This is a genomic window from Chondromyces crocatus (assembly GCF_001189295.1).
Lineage (GTDB): Bacteria > Myxococcota_A > Polyangia > Polyangiales > Polyangiaceae > Chondromyces > Chondromyces crocatus.
Window position 1 is genome coordinate 4,049,340 of the sequence record NZ_CP012159.1, and the last position, 23,066, is coordinate 4,072,405.

General features: G+C 69.0%; 15 protein-coding genes. 10 read left to right on the forward strand and 5 right to left on the reverse strand.

Annotation, left to right across the window (positions count from 1 at the left end):
* Window positions 1–287: 287 nt before the first annotated feature.
* Window positions 288–2,213: a type VI secretion system contractile sheath domain-containing protein gene (locus tag CMC5_RS15030; protein ID WP_050431079.1), complete on the reverse strand. Its 1,926-nt coding sequence runs from the start codon at window positions 2,211–2,213 to the stop codon at window positions 288–290.
* Between the two features lie 55 nt (window positions 2,214–2,268).
* Between CMC5_RS15030 and CMC5_RS15035 the strand changes: the two genes are divergently transcribed.
* The 3 genes from CMC5_RS15035 (at window position 2,269) to CMC5_RS15045 (ending at window position 5,814) form a co-directional block, all read left to right on the forward strand.
* Window positions 2,269–3,687 carry a homoserine dehydrogenase gene (locus CMC5_RS15035; protein ID WP_082362504.1) on the forward strand — a complete coding sequence of 473 codons (1,419 nt, stop codon included), beginning with the start codon at window positions 2,269–2,271 and terminating at the stop codon, window positions 3,685–3,687.
* The gene (gene murI, locus CMC5_RS15040) at window positions 3,684–4,502 is read left to right on the forward strand and encodes a glutamate racemase (RefSeq protein WP_050431080.1); all 819 of its coding nucleotides are present in this window, start codon (window positions 3,684–3,686) and stop codon (window positions 4,500–4,502) included. Before CMC5_RS15035 ends, murI begins: the two co-directional genes overlap by 4 nt.
* A gap of 79 nt (window positions 4,503–4,581) precedes the next feature.
* Window positions 4,582–5,814, forward strand: a complete 1,233-nt coding sequence (locus tag CMC5_RS15045; RefSeq protein ID WP_050431081.1) for an acyltransferase family protein — start codon at window positions 4,582–4,584, stop codon at window positions 5,812–5,814.
* A gap of 36 nt (window positions 5,815–5,850) precedes the next feature.
* Here the strand turns inward: CMC5_RS15045 and CMC5_RS15050 are convergent, their stop codons facing one another.
* Window positions 5,851–7,644 (reverse strand): hypothetical protein, encoded by a 1,794-nt coding sequence (locus CMC5_RS15050; protein ID WP_156338606.1) that lies wholly within the window; start codon window positions 7,642–7,644, stop codon window positions 5,851–5,853.
* An 86-nt stretch (window positions 7,645–7,730) separates the two neighbouring features.
* On the opposite strand from CMC5_RS15050, the gene CMC5_RS15055 reads away from it, so the two are divergent.
* The 3 genes from CMC5_RS15055 to CMC5_RS15065 all read left to right on the forward strand — a co-directional run bounded on the left by CMC5_RS15055 (window position 7,731) and on the right by CMC5_RS15065 (window position 11,114).
* On the forward strand, window positions 7,731–8,111 hold the full coding sequence (locus tag CMC5_RS15055) for a hypothetical protein (RefSeq protein ID WP_050431083.1): 381 nt from the start codon (window positions 7,731–7,733) through the stop codon (window positions 8,109–8,111).
* A 169-nt stretch (window positions 8,112–8,280) separates the two neighbouring features.
* Complete coding sequence (locus tag CMC5_RS15060) at window positions 8,281–9,630, forward strand: PAS domain-containing protein (protein WP_050431084.1); 1,350 nt, start codon at window positions 8,281–8,283, stop codon at window positions 9,628–9,630.
* A 128-nt stretch (window positions 9,631–9,758) separates the two neighbouring features.
* Complete coding sequence (locus CMC5_RS15065) at window positions 9,759–11,114, forward strand: peptidase MATCAP family protein (protein ID WP_082362505.1); 1,356 nt, start codon at window positions 9,759–9,761, stop codon at window positions 11,112–11,114.
* Window positions 11,115–11,172: 58 nt separating this feature from the next.
* Here the strand turns inward: CMC5_RS15065 and CMC5_RS15070 are convergent, their stop codons facing one another.
* From CMC5_RS15070 to CMC5_RS15080, 3 genes are all read right to left on the reverse strand, one after another.
* Complete coding sequence (locus tag CMC5_RS15070; protein ID WP_050431085.1) at window positions 11,173–12,165, reverse strand: sulfite exporter TauE/SafE family protein; 993 nt, start codon at window positions 12,163–12,165, stop codon at window positions 11,173–11,175.
* Window positions 12,166–12,167: 2 nt separating this feature from the next.
* On the reverse strand, window positions 12,168–12,866 hold the full coding sequence (locus tag CMC5_RS15075) for an MBL fold metallo-hydrolase (protein ID WP_050431086.1): 699 nt from the start codon (window positions 12,864–12,866) through the stop codon (window positions 12,168–12,170).
* A 126-nt stretch (window positions 12,867–12,992) separates the two neighbouring features.
* Complete coding sequence (locus tag CMC5_RS15080; protein WP_050431087.1) at window positions 12,993–14,405, reverse strand: sigma-54 interaction domain-containing protein; 1,413 nt, start codon at window positions 14,403–14,405, stop codon at window positions 12,993–12,995.
* A gap of 214 nt (window positions 14,406–14,619) precedes the next feature.
* Between CMC5_RS15080 and CMC5_RS15085 the strand changes: the two genes are divergently transcribed.
* From CMC5_RS15085 to CMC5_RS15105, 4 genes are all read left to right on the forward strand, one after another.
* On the forward strand, window positions 14,620–15,882 hold the full coding sequence (locus tag CMC5_RS15085) for an NAD(P)/FAD-dependent oxidoreductase (protein WP_050431088.1): 1,263 nt from the start codon (window positions 14,620–14,622) through the stop codon (window positions 15,880–15,882).
* 62 nt (window positions 15,883–15,944) lie between these two features.
* A complete protein-coding gene (gene aroC / locus CMC5_RS15090) occupies window positions 15,945–17,114 on the forward strand; it encodes a chorismate synthase (protein ID WP_050431089.1) in 1,170 nt (389 codons plus the stop codon).
* 895 nt (window positions 17,115–18,009) lie between these two features.
* Window positions 18,010–20,913, forward strand: a complete 2,904-nt coding sequence (locus CMC5_RS15100) for a glycosyltransferase family 117 protein (RefSeq protein WP_050431091.1) — start codon at window positions 18,010–18,012, stop codon at window positions 20,911–20,913.
* Window positions 20,910–22,913, forward strand: a complete 2,004-nt coding sequence (locus tag CMC5_RS15105) for an ArnT family glycosyltransferase (RefSeq protein WP_050431092.1) — start codon at window positions 20,910–20,912, stop codon at window positions 22,911–22,913. The genes CMC5_RS15100 and CMC5_RS15105 overlap by 4 nt, the downstream gene beginning before the upstream one ends.
* Window positions 22,914–23,066: the final 153 nt, after the last annotated feature.

Below are 23,066 nucleotides of genomic sequence, written 5' to 3' on the forward strand. Positions count from 1 at the left end.
TCTCTGTGCACTCGGGCAAGGTGCTTCGGGCGCCACACTGCGCTTGCTGTGCGCGGTGGCGAGGCGCCCTCGGGGTACGGGAGCAGCGCTCGCTGTGAACGGTGAAGCGGTGTCTCTGCCGCGGTGCAGAGCGTTCTCTGAAAGCGTTGCCTGGGCACCTGGCCTGAACCGCAAGTGCCACGGATGTCGTGGAGGGTGCCAGCGATGATGGGGGCCAGCGAGAGGAAGGGGACTGGCTTCCTTGCGATGAAGCCGCGAGACCCTTCCTCTCGCCCGAGAGCCTGGCTTTATCCGAGCGGGATCTCGAAACCCAGCTCGTCGATTCCCACACCCAGAAAGCGCCGCGGCCGTACGTGAACGGCCACCACCGTTCCATCACTCCCGCCTCGCGCCTTCACCGTCAGCTCCACACTTGCTGGCGCCGAATTCTCGAACAGCGTCCACGCCGCGCCCTCCACCACGGGCTGAACCTCGGCCGGATCGCTCGACGGCGGGAGCTTGGAGCACAGCGCACGGAGGAACTGCACCAGCCGTCCCACGAAGAGCTGGTCCACGAGCGACACCCGCTCCAGCCGCTCTTCTGGTTCCGTCGTCGCACTGTCGTACGTCCGCTTCTCGGGCGGCACGTAGGCCGTCGGGGCCGACAGCAAGTACACCGCATCGCTGTTCGGCGCCGACGCCAGCATCAACACCCCGGAGCGAGCCAACTCGCGCTGGGTGTCCGTGGAGACGAAGACCTCGGTCGGGATAGCCACCCCTTCCTCGCCGTCGTAGCCACCTGGGACCTCTCGCACCTGCAGGTTCTCGACCAGTCCACCGGTCCGCGCTCCCACCACGCGACAAGGCCAGCCCGTCTCGCGGAAGCTACCGAGGATCAGCGACGCCACCAGGTAGACCGGCGCGAGCCATACCGTCGCTGCCTCGTCCCGCGGCTCCTCCACGATCACCGCTTCGCGCACCCGCGACGATGCCTTGTCGTATGGCGACCTTCCGAGCGCCCGGTTCATGGCGATCGTCACCCAGCGCATCGCAGGCTTCGCGGCTGCCGAGCGCCACGGCGCCTGGTGCGGTGCCTGGAAGAGCGACGCCTTGTTGTCGAGGCGCTCCACCGCGGCGAGATCGTCCACCCTCAGCAGCTTCGCCGTTCCATTGACCAGCGTCGGCATCGTGTACGCCTCGGCGAGATCGGCGATCGCCTCCAGCCGCGCGAACGAAGCCGCGCTCCCGTCCACCTCGATGTCCACCACGGCTGCCGTCGCAGGGACTTCCGTTGCCGAGGTCTCCTTCAGAGAGCGCGCCAGTGCGGACGCCGCCTCCTCGGGCCTCGCCACCACCACCTCGATGCGCGTCCCGTGGTGCGACTTCGCCCGCTCGACCAGGAAGCTCAGCCCGCGCCAAGCCTCCTCCAGCCGCTTCACCTCCGGGTGCTGCAGGATCGCGCCGAGCTGTGCCCCCAGCGCCTTCTCCACCGCCGCGATCGCTTGCGACGGCTGCACCGGCTTGCCCGCCTTCGGCCGCGCGCTCTGCACCACCGCGTGGATCAGCTCCGTGATCCGGTTCCCCCCCTTCGCTGGCGCCGTCTCCGCTTCGGGACTGCGCTCCCCGACCGCTGGCGCACCGCCGCCCAGATCGACCAGTGCGAGCAGATCGTCCACGCCGCCCGCCGCGCTGCCTCCCGCAGGCTCTGCCGGTGCCGAAGAGAACGCCGCCGGAGCCGACGCTGCGGAGCGACCGCCCACCGGAAGCAACCCCAGCACCTCCTCGGCGAACGGCGAGCCGCTCCACAGCCGCTGCAGCTCCCCGCGCGCCTGCTCCACCGTGATCGAGCCATCGCGGAGCCGGTCCAGAGCGAGCCGCCCATCCAGCAGCGCGCGCAGGAGCGGCACCTCCGAGCACAGCCCATCCGGCCGGAAGCTCTTCAAGCTCGTCGGCGCCAGATCCACCCGCGTGTTGCGCCCGTCGGCGAGCACGCTGGGCACGTCGATCGCGATCCGTGGCCTCAGCGCCGCGAACAGCGCATCGAACCGGCTGGGATCGATCCGGATCGCGCTCGCCGGCGGGCTCGCGCCCGCGTTGTGTGGATCCCTCGGCACCAGATCTGCCACCACGACCAGGCGCAGCGGCAAGAGCGGCGCCTCGGCACCCTTCGACACGTCGTCGCTGACATTGAACTTCATCTGCCCCGTCAGGAAGCCCTTGGTTTCGCCCGCCATGGGTCGCGAGGATAGGCGCCGACGGCCCTTGCGAGAAGCGCTAAGCTCCGCGCCCATGACCAGGCCAGGAGATCCCTCCGAGCTCACCCAGCACCCTGGCGCGACCGGACTTGCTGGCGTGCCATCCCACCACCCGAGTTCCCCGCCGGGCCCGGAGCGCAGACGCCTTCGCGGAGGGGCCCCGATCCAGATCGGCCTCCTCGGCTGCGGCACCGTCGGTGGCGGCGTCCTCCGGCTCCTCGCGGACAAGGCCGATCACCTCGCAGCCCGGGCTGGCGTCCCACTCGTCGTCCGCCGCATCGCCGTCCGGGACCTCGACCGCCAGCGCGTCCCCGAGTGTGACCCTGCGCTCCTGACCACCGATACCGAGGCCGTCGTCACCGATCCCGACATCGACCTCATCGTCGAGGTCATGGGCGGCGAGGAGCCGGCCCTCGACCTGCTCTCCCGCGCCATGGAGCACGGCAAGGGCGTCGTCACCGCCAACAAGCTCCTCCTCGCTGCGCACGGCCCTGCGCTGCTCGCCCGCGCCGTCGAGCGACGCGTCGACCTCGCCTTCGAAGGCGCCGCGGGCGGTGGCATCCCCATCGTGCGCAACCTCCGCGAGTCGTTCGCCTCCGACCGCGTCGAGCGCATCGTCGCCATCCTCAACGGCACCTGCAACTACATCCTCACCCGCATGCGCGAAGCAGGCGTCTCCTTCCCGACCGCCCTCGCCGAAGCCCAGGAGCTCGGCTACGCCGAGGCCGACCCCACCCTCGACGTCGACGGTCACGACGCTGCCCACAAGCTCGTGGTCCTGGCCATGCTCGCCTTTGGTGCCCGCGTCGCTGACGCAGAGGTATCGGTCGAGGGCATCCGTGACCTCGAAGAGATCGACTTCCGCCACGCCGACCGCTTTGGCTACGCCGTCAAGCACCTCGCCATCGGGTGCGAGCGCGGCAACGTCGTCGAACTGCGCGTCCACCCCACCCTCATCCCCAAGCGCAGCGTCCTCGCCAACGTGTCCGGCGTGCTCAACGCCGTCCTCGTCGAGGGCCGCGCCCTTGGCCCCTCGCTCGTCTACGGCCGCGGCGCTGGTGATCTCCCCACGGCCGTCAGCGTCGTCGCCGACATCGTCGACGTCGCTCGATCCATCGCTTCCGGCGTCGCTGGCATGCAGACCCGTGGCATCGCCCTCACCGATCGCCCCCTCCTCCCCCTCGCCGACATCGAGTCTCGCTACTACCTGCGCTTCACCGTCGCCGATCGCCCCGGCGTCATGGGCCGCCTCGCGGGTGCCCTCGGCGAGGCTGGCGTCAGCATCGAGCACATCGTCCAGGAAGGCGAACCCCAGCCTGGCGACACCGCGGTCGACGTCGTCATGATCACCCGCCGCGCGCGCGAAGGCGCAATCCGCAGTGCCCTCGACGTGATCGCCCGGGCCTCGGTCCTGCAGCGCCCACCACGCTTGCTCCGCATCGAGGGCGTATGACCTTCACCGCCGACGCACCCCTCGGCGTCTTCGACTCGGGCCTCGGCGGCCTCACCGTCGTCCGCACCTTGCGCGCTTGCTGCCCTGGTGAAGACATCGTCTACCTCGGTGACACCGCGCGTGTCCCCTACGGGACCCGCTCCTCCGAGACCATCGCCCGCTACGCCATCGGCTGTGCGCGCGTCCTCACCGCGCGCGGCGTCAAGGCCATCGTCGTCGCTTGCAACACCGTCAGCGCCGTCGCGCTCGACATGCTCCGCATCGAGCTCGATCTCCCGGTCCTCGGCGTCATCCTTCCTGGGGCGCGGGCCGCGGTCGCCGCCTCTGGAGGCGCCCCCGTGGGCGTCCTCGGCACCGCCAGCACCATCGGCTCGGGCGCCTACCCGCGCGCCGTCGCGTCCCTCTCCACGCGCACCGAGGTCGTCGGGCAGCCAGCGCCCCTCCTCGTCTCCCTCGTCGAGGAGGGCTGGCTCGACGGCGAAGTGCCCCGCCTCGCGGCGCGACGCTACCTCGAACCCCTCATCGCCGCCCAGGTCCGAGCCGTGGTGCTCGGGTGTACCCACTTCCCCCTGCTCCAGGGCGCCATCGAAGCCGAGGCCGCCGCGCTCGCTGGTCACCCCATCCCCGTCGTCGACAGCGCCTCTGCGACCGCCGAAGAGGTCGCCACCTTCCTCACCGAGCGCGGCCTCGCCACCGCACGCACCGAGCGCGGCCGCCTCCACCTCATGGTCACCGACCGCCCCAGATCCTTCTCCGACGTCGCCGCCCGCTTCCTCGGCGAACCTGCCGAAGACGTCGAACTCATCGACCTCTGACCCCGCCGCCGCCCGCGCCTGACCGCGCCCGGACGGCTTCCGCCCTCCCCCGCAAGCTTGCGCATCGAAGTCGCGGCGGATGCACTACCCTCTTTCCGCGTCGATGACCGCCGTCGCTCCCGCCCTCGCCGCGCCCGACAGAGCTCGAAGCCTGCGCAGCTTCTTCTCGCTCGACCTCCTCGACAACCGCTACCCGGCGCTGCACGGCCTCCGTGTCCTCGCCATCATCAGCGTCGTCCAGTACCACGTGACCTGGATCTTCGCTGCCGAGCGGCAGCTGGCCCTCCCCCGGAGCTTCGTCGACGGATCCCTCACCATCTTCTTCGGCATGGATCTCTTCTTCATGCTGAGCGGCTTCCTCATCGGATCCATCCTGCTCCGCTCCCTCCAGGACAGCGGCACCCAGAACATCCGCCGCTTCTACATCCGCCGCATCTTCCGCACGTTCCCCTCGTACTACGTCGTCCTCACCACGCTCGCCCTCACGCTCCCGCTCACCGCAGCGCAGAAGAAAAACCTCGTCTTCGAGTACCTCTACGGCACCAATTTTCTCGAGCTTGCCCCTGACCACGTCGTCATGGTCTGGGGCTGGTCGCTCTCCCTCGAAGAACAGTTCTACCTGACCGTCCCGCTGCTCTTCTTCGTGCTCCACCGCATCCGAAGCGACAAGGCACGCATCGGGCTCCTCGGCGCGATCTGGATCAGCGCGCTCATCGTCCGCCTCGTCGTCTACTTCCGGTATGCGCCCTGGAACGACATCGTCCTCTACAAGGCACTCTACTTCCGCACGCACAGCCGCTTCGACACGCTCGTCTCCGGCGTTCTCCTCGCGTTCGTGCATGCGCGCTATGGTGAGCGCATCGGCCGCTGGCTGGAGGCCCCCTTCCACCGCGCCGTGCTCGCGTTGCCCTCGCTCTCGTGTCTCTGGATCCTCCTCCGCCCCGACCTCTTCGGCGTCGAGCACGTCCAGATCGTCCGTATCTTCGCCTGGGGGACGCTGACGAGCATCATGTACTTCGGCGCCCTCCTCCTCCTGCTCCACAGCGACGGCTGGATCCAGAGAGAGCTCTCTCGCCCGTACTTCCGGAAGATCGCGACGCTCGGGTACGGCGTGTACCTCGTCCACATTCCGATCATCGATCACCTCGTCATGCCTGCCGTCCACGCCCTCCTGGATCGCCAGGTCTCGCTCGCGTGGCTCTGGCCCGCCTCCCTCCTCGCCACGATGCTGGTCTCGCTCGCGATCGGCTACGTCTTGCACGTCCTCATCGAGAAACCGTCGCTCTGGTTCCGTCAGCGCCTCGCCGCTTGAGTTCTGCTGCTCGCGCCGAGCGCGTGCCGCGCCATCTCAAGGAGGGAACGGCTTCCCGAACCCAGGTGCTGGCGGCGTGACCTGCGTGAAGTCGCGCTTCCGCTCCGCGCCCCAGGCTTGCTCGTCCAGATCGACGTCGGTCTCGAACCGCACCACGCGGGGACCTTGTGGGCCCCTCTTGAGCACCTTCACCCGCATCCCTGGCACGGACACCGTCCCTGACAGGCCCAGCGTCGTCTCCTCGCTCCGGTACAGGTTCCCGAGACCCTCCGGGAAGAGCGCCTGATCCTCTGGTACCACCAGCTCCAGTGCGCGGGGCCCTCGCCGCAGCGCGAGCACGTGACCCGTCTGCGCAAGGATGCGCCAGCGCTTCGGCGGCTCGAAGTTCGGCTGCAACGCGAAGGGCATGAAGAACGCGCTCCCGGAGGTGCGCATCACCATCACCTCCGCCTCGCTCGGGTTGGCGAGGCCTGCTGCAAACGCGCGGGCCGAAGCCTCGAACCGCGCCGACGAACGCTGGTAGTTGCGCCCCGAGAGCCACGAGGTGACCGGACCGTGCACGAGGTGGAAGAACCCCAGCCCGACGGCGAAGAGACCGACGAACTCGGCTCCTCGCGTCGTGGCGCTCCCATGCGCGGCGCGATGCCATGCCTGATCGAGCACCAGCGCAACGGTCGCGGCGATCCCCACCATGGACGCGCCGACCAACCGAGGCGACGGCTGCACCGCCAGCACGGGCACCAGCGCCAGGAACGAGCCCGCCAGCAGCCACCGCGCGTGCATTCTTCGAGGCGCGTCGAGCGACGCGAACACCCGCCGCACCCCCAGGCCCAGCACGGCCACGCCGGTCACGAAGATCGCAGCCAGCATCCAGGCCGGCGTCTTCTGATCCAGCGCCTCCCCGTCGAGTGACAACCACCCATTGGCGAGCAGCGTCACTGCACGTCGTGGCGCGTGCCGCAGGAACGTCAGCGGCGCGCCGAACGGGTCCGTGTAGAAGCCCGACCCAGCCGTCCCGTACCCCAGATGAGCGCGCACGCCGAGGTAGACCAGCGCCGGCCCAGCGAACGAGAGCAACGCGCTCAGGCGTCGCTGCAGCGCCACCCCACGCGCTGCGATGGCGAGCGTGAGGATGTACCCACCCACGCTGAAGGCGTACTCGCCTCCGAGCAAACTGAGCGACGAGAACCCCAGCGCGTAGCCCACCTCGCGCCACTCACCTTGGTCGTGGAAGCGCAGCATCGCAGCCAGCGCCAGCAGCCCGAACGTCAGCGAGATGAACGCCTCGCGGTTGGCGAGCCACGCCAGCGGAAGCGCGTGGCAAGGCGCGAGCGCGAAGATCACCGTCGCGTAGAGCGCGGGGCGCGCCGTGAGGACACGCTGGAAGATCCACCGCGCGGCGAGCACGGTGGCGCCCCACCACAGGAGCGAGTGCAGGTGGAGGGGGAGCGGATCGTCCCCGAGCAGCCGATGATCGGCCCAGATCAGCGCACTCGACAGCGGCCGGAAGAAGCGGATCTTGAGCTGCGGATCCGACCACCAGGGCAGCATCCCCCGCTCCAGCAGCGTCGCCCGCTCCCCTTCACCGATGAACGTGTAAAGATCGAGTGGGCTTCGCGATACCGGGAACGTCCCGCGCAGGATCGACGCATGCAGGTAGTCGTCGAGGAAGAAGCGAGCGCGGACGGCAGGGAGGTAAATGATCAAACCTGCCATCAAGACCAGCGCTGGAGCGAGCCAGGAACGCCACTTGTGCGCCACGGGTGGATCGGTCTCGCTGCACTGCGTCGGGTTCACCGTCGCGGCGTCATGATCAGAGGCAGGAGTCATCGACGAGGAGCCGCGGGAGGTGGTTGTCGCACCGTCTACGTTCGCCTATCCTCACCATAGTTGCAGAAAGCACGCTAGGTCGAACCGTGAACCTATCCCGCTCCTTCGCTCCGCTTGCACTCGCCTCCCTCACTTTCCTGATCGCGTGTGCGACGGGTAATGAGGACCTGTTCTCCAACATCGGTGGGGAAGGAGGGCAGGGCGACGGCGGCGACGGCGGCTTTGGAGTTCCTGGCCAGGGAGGTTCAGGTGGCCTGGGCGGTGCTGGCGGGGCGACCTCGACCGGGACGGGCCAGACGTGTGCGCCCTCCTGCACCCAGGACTCCGACTGCGCGAACACCTGCGCTGCGGTACCGAACACGCAATCGAACTGCTGCGATACCGTGTCGGGGACCTGCTACGTCTACGACGCCTCGCTCTGCCCGGTCCCGGATCCGGGCACGGGCGGCACGCCTACCCCGTACTGACGCCTCGTCTCCTGCAGGTTCGCGCCGACGGCCCGCACCAGGCCAGCGCGACACCACATCTCTCCTTTTCTCCTACGCTCCTCGGACCCCTCGTGCGCTGCCCGCGTGCGCTTGCCCACGTCCGCCTCGTCCGGTACCACGAACGGACCATGCCCAGGGGAGGGGAGAGATGGACAATCCAGGACACGTGCAGATGTTCGGAGCCTCGACGGAGGAGCTTCGAGCAGAGATCGTCGCCCTGCGGGAACGCGTCGCGGAGCTGGAGGGCCGTGGCGGTGACACCTACCGACCGATCGATCTGAGTGCGATGCTGCTGGCGGAGCCAGCCACGTTTCGCGCAACGCCGGAGGGCCTCGTCACCGAGTGGTCGTGTGGCGCGGAGCGCCTCCTCGGGTGGACCCAGCAAGACATCGTGGGGCACAGCTTCCTCGATGTCCTCTCACCGCCCGAGGTCCCCGACGAGCATCGTCGCGTGGGCCTGGACGCGATCAACCACGGCCACCTGCAAGCGTCACGGGCCCTCACGACCGTCAAAGGGAGCGTGCCCGTCCCCTGCCGGTGGACCTACACGGTGATGCGTGACGCCAGCGGCACCGCGACGGAGATCTTCTCCGAGCTGGAACGTGAGCACACCGAGCTTCGGCCCGAGGAGACGCTTGCGCACAGCCGACACGTCCTCCTCTCGGTCGTGAACCATGCCCCCGGCGCGATCTACGTGAAGGACATGCAGAGCCGCTACGTGATGATGAACCGCAGCGCCCTCCGCATGCTCGGCAAGACGCTGGAAGAGGTGCTGGGCCGGACCGACGAGGACTTCTTCGCGTCTCACGTCGCGGCTCACGCGCGGGTCCAGGATCAGCGCGCCCTCGACGAGCGTCGCGCCGTGGAGTTCGAGTACAGCGTGTCCCTGCCAGAGGGCACGCGCCACATCTTCGTCACCAAGTTTCCCCTGTTCGACACCCGGGGAGAGCCGATCGGTGTGTGCGGGATCGGGACCGACATCACCGATCGCAAGCAGGCGGAGGCCGAGCGCCTCCAGATGCAGCAGCGGATGATCGACGCCCAGCGCGCGGCGCTGCGCGAGATGGCGATGCCGCTCGTCCCCATCGCGAACGGCGTGCTCGCCATGCCCCTCGTCGGAGCGATCGACAGCCTCCGCGCGGCGGAGATCATGGAGACGCTGCTGCGGGGCATCGAGCGATACCGCGCGCACTCGGTCATCCTCGACATCACCGGCGTGCGCATGCTCGACACGCAGGTAGCGACTGCCCTGGTGAGCGCGGCGCGCGCAGCGCAGCTCCTCGGCGCCGAGGTCTTGCTGACCGGGATCAGTCCCTCGGTAGCCCAGACCCTCGTGGGGATGGGTATCGAGCTGAGCGACATGATCACCCTGGCCACACTCCAGCACGGCATCGCTTACGCCTTGCGCAACCAGCGCCTGGCGGCCGCGGCGAGCCCTCGCCGGCTAGGAAGTGCGCCCGACCGGGCGCCCCTGGAGAGCTCCCGACCCCCTGTCTGAGCGCTCCGCGCCGCTTCCAGCGGAGCGCTCCGCGCCGCTTCCGGGGGGATGCCTTCCCCCTGGTCGCGCCAGCCCGCCGGCGTGGAATGCCTTTCGATACACGCTCGTTCGCGCGACCATGCCGCGCGATGCAGATCGATCGTGCCACCCTGGAGCGGATCCAGGAGCTCGCACCGCGCCTCGCTGCGCGCGCGGGGACCCGGGTCCTGGAGGGGATCGCCTGGCCTCGCGAGGTGGAGGAGCGCTTCTTCGCGTCGGGCGAGTCCAGCCTGCCCGAGGTCTCGTATGCGCCGGATCGCGATGCCTTGCGGAAGCGCATCGCCGAGCTGGAGGAGCTGCTTCGTGGGATCGACGGCGACTCTCCAGCGCTCGAGTGGCTACGCGACTGCGTGCGTGGCCAGATCGAGGGCGCGGCCTTGCTGGAGGCCGCTGGAACGCGTGCCTTCTACGAGAGATCGTGCGCCCTCTACGGCAGCGCCCGGACCTCCTTCTTCGGCGGCGCCATGCGCAACGTCGACCTCGCCCAGCACCTCTCGGCGCGCCTGAGCATCCACGGCTGGGACGAGGCCTCCGATCCGCCGGTCGAGCCGCTCGATGCAAACGCGCTCCGTGAGCTCCTCACGGCACGCATCGAAGCACGCAGTCCCCGCATGGACGTCCAGGTCACCCTCGACGCGCGCATCACCGCGAAGGTGGTGGCGGGCATGACCCGCGTCCGCATTCGACCCGACGCCGTCTTTGCGCGCTGGGAGGCCGAGGGGCTCTGGTACCACGAGGTGGAAACGCACGCGCTCACCGCGCACAACGGCGCCGCGCAGCCCCTGCTCACCTTCCTGAGATCCGGTGGACCCAGGAGCACACGCACGCAGGAGGGGCTCGCCCTCTTCGCCGAGCTGTACCACCGCAAGCTCTCCATCGCGCGCCTCACCCGCCTCGCGACACGGGTCCGCCTGGTGGACATGGCCGAGCAAGGCGCGAGCTTTCTCGACCTCTACCGCTACCTACGCGAGCAGGGCGCCGAGCGGCGCGACGCCTACTTCGATGCGCAGCGAATCTGCCGTGGCGGCCTCGTCGAAGGGGGCGCCCCGTTCACCAAGGACGCCTGCTACCTGGCAGGCCTTCTGGAAGTCTACGCCTTCTTCGCCGCCGTCCTTCGTGGCGGCCTGCGTGACGAGGTCGAGATGATCGCCTGCGGCAGGATCTCGCTCGGTGACATCGCCGTCCTGTCTGCCCTGCGCGCGGCGGGGGTGCTCGCGCGCCCGCGCTATCTCCCCGAGTGGCTCTGCGCCTGGGAAACCCTGCTGCCGTACTTCGCGTTCACCTCGTTCATGGACGGCATCGATCTGGGCCCTGTGGAGCAGCACTTCCGCACCCTGCTCGACGTCGCAGATGTTGCTGGCCCCCACGCTGCCCAGAAGAACGAGGAGAGGCCAGCGCGCAAGGTGTCGTCACCTCGACAGAGCGGCGGCTCGCGTCGCTCCTGAGCACGCATGCGCTGGAGGCTGACCTCCCCCGCCGAATGGACTCTCCCGCGGGATGCGGTCAGCCCCGTGACGCCAGCGGTGGTGGCGCCGCCGACCACCGCTGCTTCCGCAGACGCCAGACGCACAGACCCGCGATCCCCGTGGAGACGACACCTCCGAGCGTCGCCGCGTGCGCTGGTGGAACCTGGAGCTGCGCGCCGATCTCGCGAGCGACCATGAACGTGGCGATGGCGATGACGAAGACCCCGAACCCCTGACGCAGCGGCCCGGGCGAAATTTCTCGTCCGAGGCGTGCGCCGAGCAACGAGCCGAGCATCGACGCTCCGGCCATGCCGCCGGCGAGTGACCAGGGGACCGTCACGTCTCTCAGCGCGGCCCCTGCGAGGCCGGCGGTGGCGTTGAGGGTGATGACGAGCAGCGAAGTCCCCACCGCGTCCGGGATCGCGAGCCCGCTGAACAAGACCAGCGCCGGCACCACGAGGAAGCCGCCACCAGCGCCCACCAGCCCCGTCAACACGCCCACACCAAACCCATGGCGCAACACCCCCACCACCCGGGGCGACGCGGCCCCCGCAGCGGCAGCCACCCCGGATGCAGCGCAGGGCGGTGCGGCATCGCCCGGCGAGGCGCCCACAGATGCGGCAGCGTCACGCAACCCCTCCTGCGCCGTGGACGCACCGCGCTCCCGCAGCATGGCCCAGGCGACGACCAGCATCAGGGCGGCGAAGGAGAGGAGTAGCAACGTCTCGGGTACGAACGCGCCCACACGGGCGCCGACGACGGCCCCCACCATCCCGGCCGCCCCGAAGACCGCACCGACGCGCCAGACGACCCTGCCTGCGCGGGCGTGCGCGAGCAGGGCCGTCGCGCTCGTCGCTCCGACCACCACCAGCGAGGTGACGATCGCGTCGCGTGGCGGAAGACCGACCACATAGACGAGGATCGGCATCGTCAACAGCGAACCCCCACCACCGAGCAGCCCGAGCGAGAGCCCCGCAGCGAGAGAGAGCAGCGTGCCGATGACGAGCGGAAGTACAGGCTCCACCGCCATGCTCAGACCTGCGGCTCCGCGGAGATGCGTCCGCAAGCGCGGTTCAGCGGGACCGCACTGTCGATCTTTCGAGGCGCAGGCAGACGAAGCTCACCCATGAACTGGACGAAGGCCGCTCGATCGCGATGAGCCAGCCGTGGGTTACAGCGTCTCTCCTCGCCGATGGTCGTCACCGTGTGGCCCCGGTAGTCGTGGCCCGGGTACACGAGGGTCGCGTCCGGCAAGGGGAAGAGCTTGCACGTGATGGAGTCGTAGAGCTGACCCGCGTCGCCGTTCTGGAAGTCCGTGCGGCCCGTGCCCCGGACGAGCAAGGCGTCGCCGGTGAAGACACGGTCGTCCAGAAGGTAGCTCACGCTGTCGTCCGTGTGACCCGGCGTGGCCATGACCTGGAGCTGCAGCGCGCCCACGTTCACCGCGTCTCCCTCGCGCACGTGGATGCTGGCGCAGGACGCCCCTCCCGCGCCCGCGACGACCCGACACCGCGTCCGCTCTCGGAGGAGCCCGGAGCCCGTCACGTGATCCGCATGCACGTGAGTCTCCAGGGTGTGGACGAGCCGGAGATCGAGTTCGAGCACCAGGCCCAGATCCCGATCGACCTGTTCGAGGACAGGATCGATCAAGGCGGCTTCGCGCGTGATCGGATCGGCGACGAGGTAGGTGTAGGTCGAGGACTCGGGGTCGAAGAGCTGTCGGAAGATCACGGGCAATGGCCTCCTGCGGCGGAGCCCTTGCGAGCAGGATGCCAGGCGACGAACGCCGGCAATCTCGCCGTGGGCGGGCGGCTGGCGAAGCGAAAGCGTTGCACGACCGTTTCACGACGCATCGCCTCACGCCGTCCCGTCCTCCTCCGCCTCCTTGAGCCTGCGCCACAGCGTGACCCGACTGATCCCGAGCAGCTCTGCCGCGTGTGCGCGTCGTCCCCGGGCGAGCGCGAGGGCCCGGCGGATCTCGTCCAGGCTCACCTCGATCGTCTCGCCGGGGGCCACCTCCCTCGGAGGCGCCCTCGACGCGCGCGAGGAACAGCTGTGCGCTTCCACCTCGGAGGCCGGCGTGGTGACGCTCGCGGGCGACAGCGGGAGACGGACGGGGCGGGCCTGCTCGTTGAACTCCGGCGGAAGATCGGCCTCGGTGAGCGTCTCGCGCTCTCCCATCACGTGCGCATACTCCATGGCATTGCGCAGCTCCCGGACGTTCCCTGGCCACGGGTATTCCTCCATCTGACGACGTGCGCGCGGCGCGATGCGCTTCACCTGCCGGCCTCCCTGCGCGTTGAACTCGGCGAGGAACTGCTCGGCCAGCGGCAGGATGTCTCCCGGGCGCTCCCGCAGCGCCGGCAGGAAGATGGGGACGACCCGCAGCCGGTACATGAGGTCTGCCCGGAACCTCCCCTGCTCCACCTCGCGCCTCAGCGCGCGGTGCGTGGCCGAGATGATGCGCACGTCGACCGAGACCGGCTCGCGCCCACCCACCGGGATGATCGTGTGCGTCTCCAGGACGCGCAGCATCTTCGCCTGGAGCTCCGGGGGCATCTCCGCCACCTCGTCGAGGAAGAGCGTCCCCCCCTGCGCGAGCCGGAAGTGTCCCGGGCTGTCGCGCACCGCCCCGGTGAACGCACCACGCACGTGACCGAACAGCTCGCTCTCGAGCAGGGTGGGCGCGAGCGCCGCGCAGTTGATGGCGCGGAAGGGTCCGTGCGCGCGCGGTGAGAGCGCGTGAAGCGCACAGGCGACCCGCTCCTTGCCCGTGCCGCTCTCCCCACGGAGCAGCACCGTGGCCTGCGTCTTCGCCGCCTTCTCGACGATGCGGAACAGCCGGCGCATGCGCGGGTCCTGCGTCCACATCCCGTGGAAGCGCTCCTCGCGTCGATCCTCCGTCGCCGCACACGACGACAGATGGACGGTCCATCCCAGCGCCCGACCTTCCGCCGTCCGCGGCGTCGCTCGCACCCGGAAGGGGCGCAGCGCCTCTCTCTCCCCGCGCGATCGAAGCGACAGCATCCCCTCCCGCTGCGAGCGGAGCAGCGCATGCAGCTCGTCCGCCGCGCCGACGAAGATCTCGTGGAGCCGCTGACCGGCGCCCACCTCGCGCGGGAGCAGACCCCGCGCCTCCGGACCGACGGCGCTCACACGACCTCGCTCATCCAGCAGCAACGTCGGACCCGCCAGCGCCTCCAGCGCTCCGAGCGCATGCTGCAACGCCTGTCCCCCTTCCTCCCCACGCTCTCTGAAGACGCGCTTCATCCTCGTCCCGTAGCGTGTTTCTGCGCCGGCGTTCACACGCCGTTTCAGCGGACATCGGCCGTTTCAGCGGACGTTTCACCACCGTTTCACCCCTTCGAAGTCCGCGCCCGAACAAGGCCTCGAGCGTCGCGACCGCCCCGGCACGGTCCCTGCTCAGGGGAAGGCGCCGGGCTTCCGGGGAGCGTCTCCCCGAGCTGGCTCGTGGAGGAAGCGCATGAACACCGCATCGACCAGTCCCGCCCACGTCGCGCCCCTCGCAGCCCCGTCGACGCGCGAGCATCACCGCGTGGTGATCATCGGTGGAGGCACCGCCGGCATCACCGTCGCCGCCCGCCTGCGCCGGCTGGGCATGACCGAGATGGCCATCATCGAGCCCTCGACCAAGCACTACTACCAGCCCTTGTGGACGCTCGTCGGCGCCGGCGAGGCGCGTGCGGAGGACACGGTGCGCGACGAAGCGGAGCTGATCCCCAGGGACATCCGCTGGATCCAGGAGCGCGCCGAGGAGGTCGAGCCGAGCGCGCGCGAGGTGCGCACCAGCTCCGGCCGCCGCGTGGGCTATGACTTTCTGATCGTCGCTCCGGGCATCCAGCTCGACTGGGACGCCGTGCGTGGCCTGCGCGACGCGCTCCAGACACCCCATGTCTCCAGCAACTACGACGTCGCGCTCGCGCCCAAGACCTGGGAGATGATCCGCGCCTTCCAGGGAGGCACCGCGCTGTTCACCCACCCCGCCACGCCCGTGAAGTGCGCCGGCGCGCCGCAGAAGATCATGTACCTGGCCGCAGACCACTGGCGCCTCGAGGGCCGACTGAAGGACGCGAAGGTGTCCTTCTGTTCGGCAGGCAAGGCCATCTTCGGCGTGAAGCCCTACGCCGAGATCCTCTCGGGCGTGGTGGCACGCTACGGCATCGAGACGTGCTTCCAGCACAACCTCGTCGAGGTCCGCGGTGACGCGCGCGAGGCCGTCTTCGAGGTCCCGGAGGGGGACGGCGGCAAGCGTCAGGTGGTACTTCGGTACGACCTGCTGCACGTCACCCCTCCACAAAGCGCGCCCGAGTTCATCAAGAAGAGCCCCCTCTCGCACGCGGATGGCCCCAGCAAAGGCTGGGTCAAGGCCGACAAGTACACGCTGCAACACCCCGACTTCCCCGAGGTGTTCGCCCTGGGAGACGCCTCGGACCTGCCCACCTCGCGGACGGGCGCGGCGATCCGCAAGCAAGCACCCGTCGTCGTCGAGAACCTCATGGCCGTGATGGCGGGTCGCGCTCCCAGCGCGCGCTACGACGGGTATGCGTCCTGCCCGCTGACCACGGCCTACGGCAAGCTGCTGCTCGCGGAGTTCGACTACGACGGCAAGCCCACGCCGAGCTTCCCCTTCATCGACACGCTGCAAGAGCGCCGTGACATGTGGCTGATGAAGAAGTACGGTCTCCCCCGCCTCTACTGGGACTTCATGCTGCGTGGCAGAGCCTGACGCGACGGTCGCGTCCGCAGCGAAGCTGCCGTGGTGCCCTGGCTCGTGCCAGGATGCGCGCCATGACCGCGCTCCGCTGGATCACTGCTGGCGAATCCCACGGCCCCGAGATCTCTGCGATCGTCGAAGGGATCCCCGCTGGCCTCCCGCTCCTCGCCGAGGACATCGACGCCGATCTCGCCCGCCGTCAGCGCGGTTACGGGCGGGGCGCACGCATGAAGATCGAGCAGGATCGCGTCCGCTTCACGGCGGGCGTGCGCGGCGGCGAGACCCTCGGCGGTCCGATCGCAATGGTGATCGAGAACCGCGACCACGGAAACTGGGCAGGTCGCATGGGCGCGGAGCCTTTCGCCGAGCCCCCCGAGGCGCTCACACGCCCCCGCCCTGGGCATGCGGATCTCGCCGGAGGCCTCAAGTACGATCGCCGCGACCTGCGTGACATCCTCGAGCGCGCCAGCGCACGCGAGACGGCGATGCGCGTCGCCGTCGGCGGTGTGTGCCGCAAGCTCCTCGCCGCGCTCGACGTGGAGGTCTTCGCGCACGTGGTGGCCATCGGCTCCGTCAGCGCCGCGCTTGCTCCGACCACCTCGCCTCACGAGCTTCGCGTCCTCGCGCGCGCTTCGGACCTCGCCTGCGCCGATCCCGAAGCCGCGGAGGCGATGCGCGCCGCCATCCGCGACGCCGCGCACCGAGGCGACACCCTTGGCGGTGTCTTCGAGGTGGTCGCCCTCGGCGTCCCCCCTGGCCTGGGCAGCCACGTCCAGTGGGATCGCCGACTCGATGGCCGTGTCGCCCAGGCCCTGATGAGCATTCAGGCGATCAAGGGGGTGGAGGTCGGCCTCGGCTTCGAGGCGGCGCGCCGAAGCGGCTCCGGCGTCCATGACCCCATCGCCTACGACGCGGAGACGAATCTCTTCATCCGACCCACCAACCACGCTGGCGGTGTCGAGGGGGGCATCTCGAACGGCATGCCCGTCGTATGCCGTGCCGCCATGAAGCCGATCGCCACCCTGAAGCGTGCGCTGCCGTCCATCGACATCCGCTCCAAGGAGCGCTTCGATGCTGCCTTCGAGCGGAGCGACGTGTGTGCCGTTCCTGCGGCGTCGGTGGTGGGAGAGGCGATGGTGATGATCGTGCTCACCGCCGCCCTTCTGGAGAAGCTCGGCGGCGACAGCCTCTCCGAGGTGCAGCGTCACCTCGCGGGCTACAGAGAGCAACTCGCGAGATTCTGAGCGCGGCCTCCGGACGAAAGTACGGTAGTGACAGGCGCGCGTGTTCCAAGCCTGGAGGCTCTGGTCCACGTGCTCTCTCCTTCCGCAGGAGGCATGTTGATTCTGCCGCGACGCCGTACCGACCCGCCAAGGCGCGGTGCGCTGATCTCGGCATCGTGCGCATGGACCAGGGCCCAATTCATTCAGGCGGGGGAGAACATCGTCATCCTGAAGGAGAAGGGGCGATGTCTGCGAGGAGCTCGTCGACGTCCTGAAGGAGGAGGGCGATGTCCCGGAGGAGAACGTCGTCATCCTGAAGGAGGAGAGGCGATGCCTACGAGGAGCTCGTCGACGTCCTGGAGGAGATCATCGACGTCCTGGAGGAGGAGGATCGATGTCCTGAAGGAGCTCGTCGACGTCCTGGAGGAGCTCGTCGACATCCCGCAGGAGGAGGATCGATGTCCTGAAGGAGAGCATCGACGTCCTGGAGGAGGAGGGTCGATGTCCTGAAGGAGAGCATCGACGTCCTGGAGGAGGAGGGTCGATGTCCTGAAGGTGAGCATCGACGTCCTGGAGGAGGAGGGGTGACCTCCTCCAGGAGATGGGGGTGACCTCCTCCAGGAGATGGGGGTGACCTCCTCCAGGAGATGGGGTCGTTGGTCTGACGATGCCTGTGCTGATGATCCTGTAGTGAAGAATACCGATGGGTCGTGGTGCCCGCCTCCCCCCCGGCCAGGTGGACAGAGCGCTGGGCAAGCCGACTGCGACCTCTGCCCAGGGGAACAGAAGGAGGGGCAAGGTTGCCGGCCTCCCGGTCCACCGCGCCCCCCCGCTGGACCCGGATGACGCGCTCCGACCCCTGCCGACGGTGCTGCGCGCGTGCGGGCCGCCCCGAGATGCCCTACAACGCGCGGCCATGTCCACCCCGAGCGAGGCAGTCGTCGCCCCGATCTCCCGCTTCTTCCGGCGGGGTCAGGTCGTCCTCGTGCTCGCCCTCCTCGCGCTCTACCTGCCGACGCTGGCGAGCGGCCCCACGTTCTCGGATGGTCCGGAGCTGGTCACGGCCATCTGGACGCTCGGTGTGCCGCACCCCACCGGCTACCCCCTCTTCGTCCTGCTGGCCCACGCATTCACGCGTCTCCTGCCCATCCCGGTGTCGCCGTGCGTGAAGGTGGAGCTGTTCAACGTGTTCTGCGCGCTCGGTGCAGCGATCCTGACCGCCAGATCGGTCCGCGAGGTGACGGTGCTCCTCCAGCACCGGCGGCACGTCGAAGCGCACGCCGGGGCCGGGAGCGGGATCTTCGAAGGAGAGCTCGCGGGGCTCGTCGTCGGCTTCCTGCTCGGCGTTTCGCACCTCGTCTGGGAGCAAGTCCGGATCCCGGAGGTCTACCCGCTGCACCTCTTGCTCGTCACCTGGGCCGGACGCCTGTGGGTGCGCTTCGAAGTCACCCGGCGTGAGGGCTACATCGTGGCGGCGGCGCTGCCGATGGGGCTGGGCCTCGCGCACCACGTGACCATGGTCTACTTCCTGCCGGCCGCGGCGATCTACCTGCTGCTGCGTCGTCCAGGGATCTTCGTTGCCTGGCTGGTATGGCCCGTCGCGCAGATCGCACGGCGCTGGCGGCCTGGTCTCGCCGCGTGGCCCGCCCTCCGCGGCGCCTGGGCGTTCCCTGTGGCCTGCCTGGTCGGCGCATTGCCGATGCTCAGCTACTATTACCTGATCTGGGCCAACGCCCACACCACGGGCATTCCGTGGAACGACGTGTCCGACTGGGAGCGGCTCGTCTATCACGTCAGCGGAAAGCAATACAGCGGCTTCTTCGGCGGTGGCGACCTCGCGTCGTGGTGGAATCGCATTCGCAAGGTCCCGGGAAACTTCGATAGACAGTTTCTTCCGGCTGGTACGGCGATGCTCGTCGCGGGGCTGATGGTCGTGTTCCGCCGGGCCGGGAAGCTCGGCGCGCTGCTCCTGGCATTGATGCTCTTCAATGTCGGCCACGGGATCTATTATTCGGTCGGCGATTACCTCAACTATTACATCCCGGCCTTGTACCCCTGCGCCGTGTTCATGGGGGCGGGGCTGTGGTGGATCCTGCGGGCTGCGCGGGCACGGCCGGCCGCGGCGCGCCGATGGATGGCCCTCTCGGCCGTCGCCATCATGGCCCTCGCCGGCGCCGCGACGGTGGCCGGCTATGCGTCGCTGACCAAGCGCATGCCGCCGTCCCTCACGCAGGAGAAGGGGTTGTGGCTGGCCGTGCCGCTCGGGGTGCTGGGCGTCGCCGCAGGCGTGGCGGCGGTCATCGTGAGGCGCCGTCGGGACGAGGCCGAGGGGCGTGCGCTCCCCGCCATGACGCTCCCCGCCGTCCTCCTCGGAGGACTCGCCGCGACCTTCGTGCCGGTCTCGATTGCGCGCGCCGCACGCATCGGTGGTCACGTGGAGGTGGGCGGCAATTATGGCGCGGAGGTCGTCGAGACGGTGCCTCGTGGCGCGGTGTACCTGACCCAGGGGGACGGATACCTGTTCAACATGTGGTATCAGCACCACGTCCTCGATCAGGGGCTGGATTTCGCCACGCTCGACGTGGGGACTCTGCATGCCGCCTGGTATCAACGCTACCTGCGGGGTCGATACCCGGTGGGCTGCGATCCGCTCGCGAAAGCCAACCTCGCCGATAAGGAGGATTATGGTGCGCGCTGCGGCACGTTCGCGAAGCGAATGGCACTCGGCGAGGGGAAATCGTGGCTCTCGTTCGGTCAGACGCGACCGAGGGGGCCGCGTGGCAGTCGTCGGAACGCACCCGAGCCCGAAGTGAAGCAGGCTCGAGAGGGCGAGAACGGAGACGGCACGCCGTCGGGCGAGGAGGCGCAACCCGAGGATACGCCGGCCAAGGACACGCCGGCCAGGGACGCACTGCCCACGGTGGTGCGAGGGAGCGAGCCGCGCTGCGACGAGCCGGAGTTCCGCAAGCAGAACGGCGAGGCGTGCAAGTGCTGGAATGCTGGCCGTCGTCGCGGGGCCGTCGAGGAAACGTGCGTGCTGTCGGCCGAGGAGGGCGGGGTGGTGCCGCGGGCGAAGGTGGAGATCCACATCGATCGGATCATCCGGCGCCATATCGACGAGCGACCGGTCTACGAGCGCAATGCAATGACCAACTGGGTGGGCGAGGCGAAGACGAACCCGCGCGGCTGGAACGGTCCAGCCTACCAGCGAATCTCGGGTGAATTCGCGCTCGTCAACCGCGGCAGGGTGAACCAGGTGATGTACGCCGCCGACCTGTCGAAGAGCGAAGGCTGCGCCGAGACATTGAACCGCGTCACGCCACGGGCGCCCCGGGGACCCGGGCCGGAACCCGCCTTCCAGCCCTATCAGCCGAACGAGTTCCCGACCCTGCTCTCCGCGAGCTATCTCTCGGCGTCCAGCGAGGGAACGGACGACGATGCGCGGCGCCGGTATGCGACAGGCGAGACGATCTACGCGCGGTTGCAGTGGTTCGAACAGTTCCACCATGACGCAAGCAGCGCGGATCGACGGGGAAAGCCCCTCCGTCACGGCGTGCGGATCTGCGTCTACGACCCGAGCGGCGCACGGATCGCCAGCGCGGTGACCGTCAGTGGACGCAATGACGCGCTCGAGCTGCTGCGCACCAGCGACGCCTCGCCGCGGGGTCGCTACACGGTGCAGGCCTGCTCCGTCGGCGATGTGGGCGAGGGCGAGGTCACGGATGGGGCGCGCTGCCAGCGCGTCATCCTGGAGTATCCCTTCCTCGTGGGCGCGGAGGAGCACCTCGGTGCGAAGGGCGGGGAGGAGCTGGTCCCGTGAGTGGTGACGAGAAGCGACCCGATGAAGGCGCAGAACGAGACGAGGCCGCCACGCCGGAGGAGGCCGCCGTGACGGAAGGCACGCCGAGCGCGCAGAAGCACGTCGAGGCCGCTCCGTCTCCCGGGACGACAGCGCCGGGCCGAGCAGTGCAGCCGGGTCCCTGGGCGCGCGTCGTCCAGGCGGCACGGCATCGGCCGACGCTCACCCTCCTCGGAGGTGGAGCGTTGCTGCTGCTCGTCCTCTCCCTGATCGCGGCGCCGCTCCGGCTTCCCGCTGGGGTGGTCTCGGGCATGGCCGGGTTCACGGCCGTGATGATGATGGTGGTCGGGCTCCGGCGCTTGCGGCTGGATCCGCCGACCATCGGTCTGATCGTCGCCGGGATGGGATTCTATGCCGTCTACCTCGGCTACACCGAGTACGGGGAGCGCAACTACGACGGCAGCGCGCAGCTCGAGTACATCGAGCACATCGTCACCAAGCGGCAGCTCCCGCCGGCGGCGAAGTGCCTGATCTGCCACCATCCGCCGCTCTATTATGTGCTCGGTGCGGGGGTGTACTCGTTCTTCAAGGCGACCCGGGTGGCTCCCCCCGTGGTCGGGTTGCAGCTCTTCTCGCTCCTGATCACCCTCGGCCTCGCGGTGTACGGCGTGCTCACGGCGCGCCGGCTGCTCACGGCGCCGCGCCTCGTGTGGCTCGCGACGGCGCTGCTGATGTTCTGGCCTTACAGCGTCCACAACAGCGTACGCGTGCACAACGACACGCTGGTGAGCATGCTGCTGGTCGCGGCGCTCTACCACGCCGTGTGCTGGTACCAGGAGGATCGCGCGCGGGATCTCTACCTGTCCGCGGCGATGTGCGCGCTCGGTGTGCTCACGAAATCGAGCGCTTACCCGCTCATCGGGCTGCTGCTCGTGCTGATGGGGCTACGCCTCTTCCGCGCGGGAGGCCGCGTTCTTTTGCTGAAGCGAGGCGCGGTGGTGATCGCGCTCCTCGCAGCGTCGCTGATGCTGAACACGCTGCGCAAGGGCCAGGGGGAGAGCGGGGGAGAGCGGGGCCTGTGCCACCGGGTGCTGGGCTCGGCATGCAGCGTCAGCCCCGCCTCGCTGATGGGGAACAAGCCGTACAACTATCTCTACTTCGACGTCGAAGGCTTCCTCCATCAGCCCTATGTCCTCACCGACCGCGACGACTCGGGGAGGCAGCTGTTCTGGAGTCACCTGCTGAAATCGAGTCTGTTCGGCACGCACAACAAGATACCGGATCGCGAGACCGCCTATGAGCTGAACCGGGACGTTGCGGGCGTCATGGCGGCGCTCCTCCTCGCGATGATGACCTTCGGGTTCGTTGCGTCGGCGTCGGCGCCGCGGGAAGGCTGGCGTCGCTTCGGCGTCCTCATTCTCTCGCTCGTCAGCCTCGTCGGATTCCTGGCGGCGTTCCGGATCCTTCTGCCCGCGCCGCACCACACCGACTTTCGTCACATCTTCCCGGCGGTGGTGCCTGCGTCGATCCTCTATGCCGCCGCCGTGGGGCATGCTCGCCGCAAAGGACGGGCGATCGCGCCGCTGGGGGAGGGGCTCTGTGTCGCATTCCTCGCCCTGTCGGTGCTGTACTGGACGCCGAAATGGGGGCTTGTGTTGAAATGGAGTCATCGCCTCGTCCCCATGCAGCTCGCCTCCGTCGAGCGGCTCGTCCCCGAGGGATCTGCCTGGGACAGGGACGGGAACGTCCTCTTCGAGGGGAATCACACGCTGCAGTTCAAGCTCGGCAAGAAGGACGTTCACGAGATCGATCTGACGGTCGACAGCAATGATCGCTACGAAATCTCCCTCGAGGGCACGGAGGGCGCTCGCACGGTGTTCGTGGGGCCGAGCCAGCGAGGGCCTGGCATGGTGCGGTACATCGAGACCCTCGATCCTCCGGCGGTCGGCGTGCGCGAACTCCGGCTGCGTGCCGTCAAAGGCGATCGCGCTTATTCACTGGGACACCTCCATCTCCGATGACGATGACGTCAGCACGGGGACACCTCTCGTGCTAGAACGTAGTCGGGGGGATGGGGGTAATGACGGGATCGCCGAGACCGATCACGACGGTGCGTATTGGTCTGCATTCACTGACGCTGGAGCAGCCAGACATCATCGTATCGCGCGCCAACG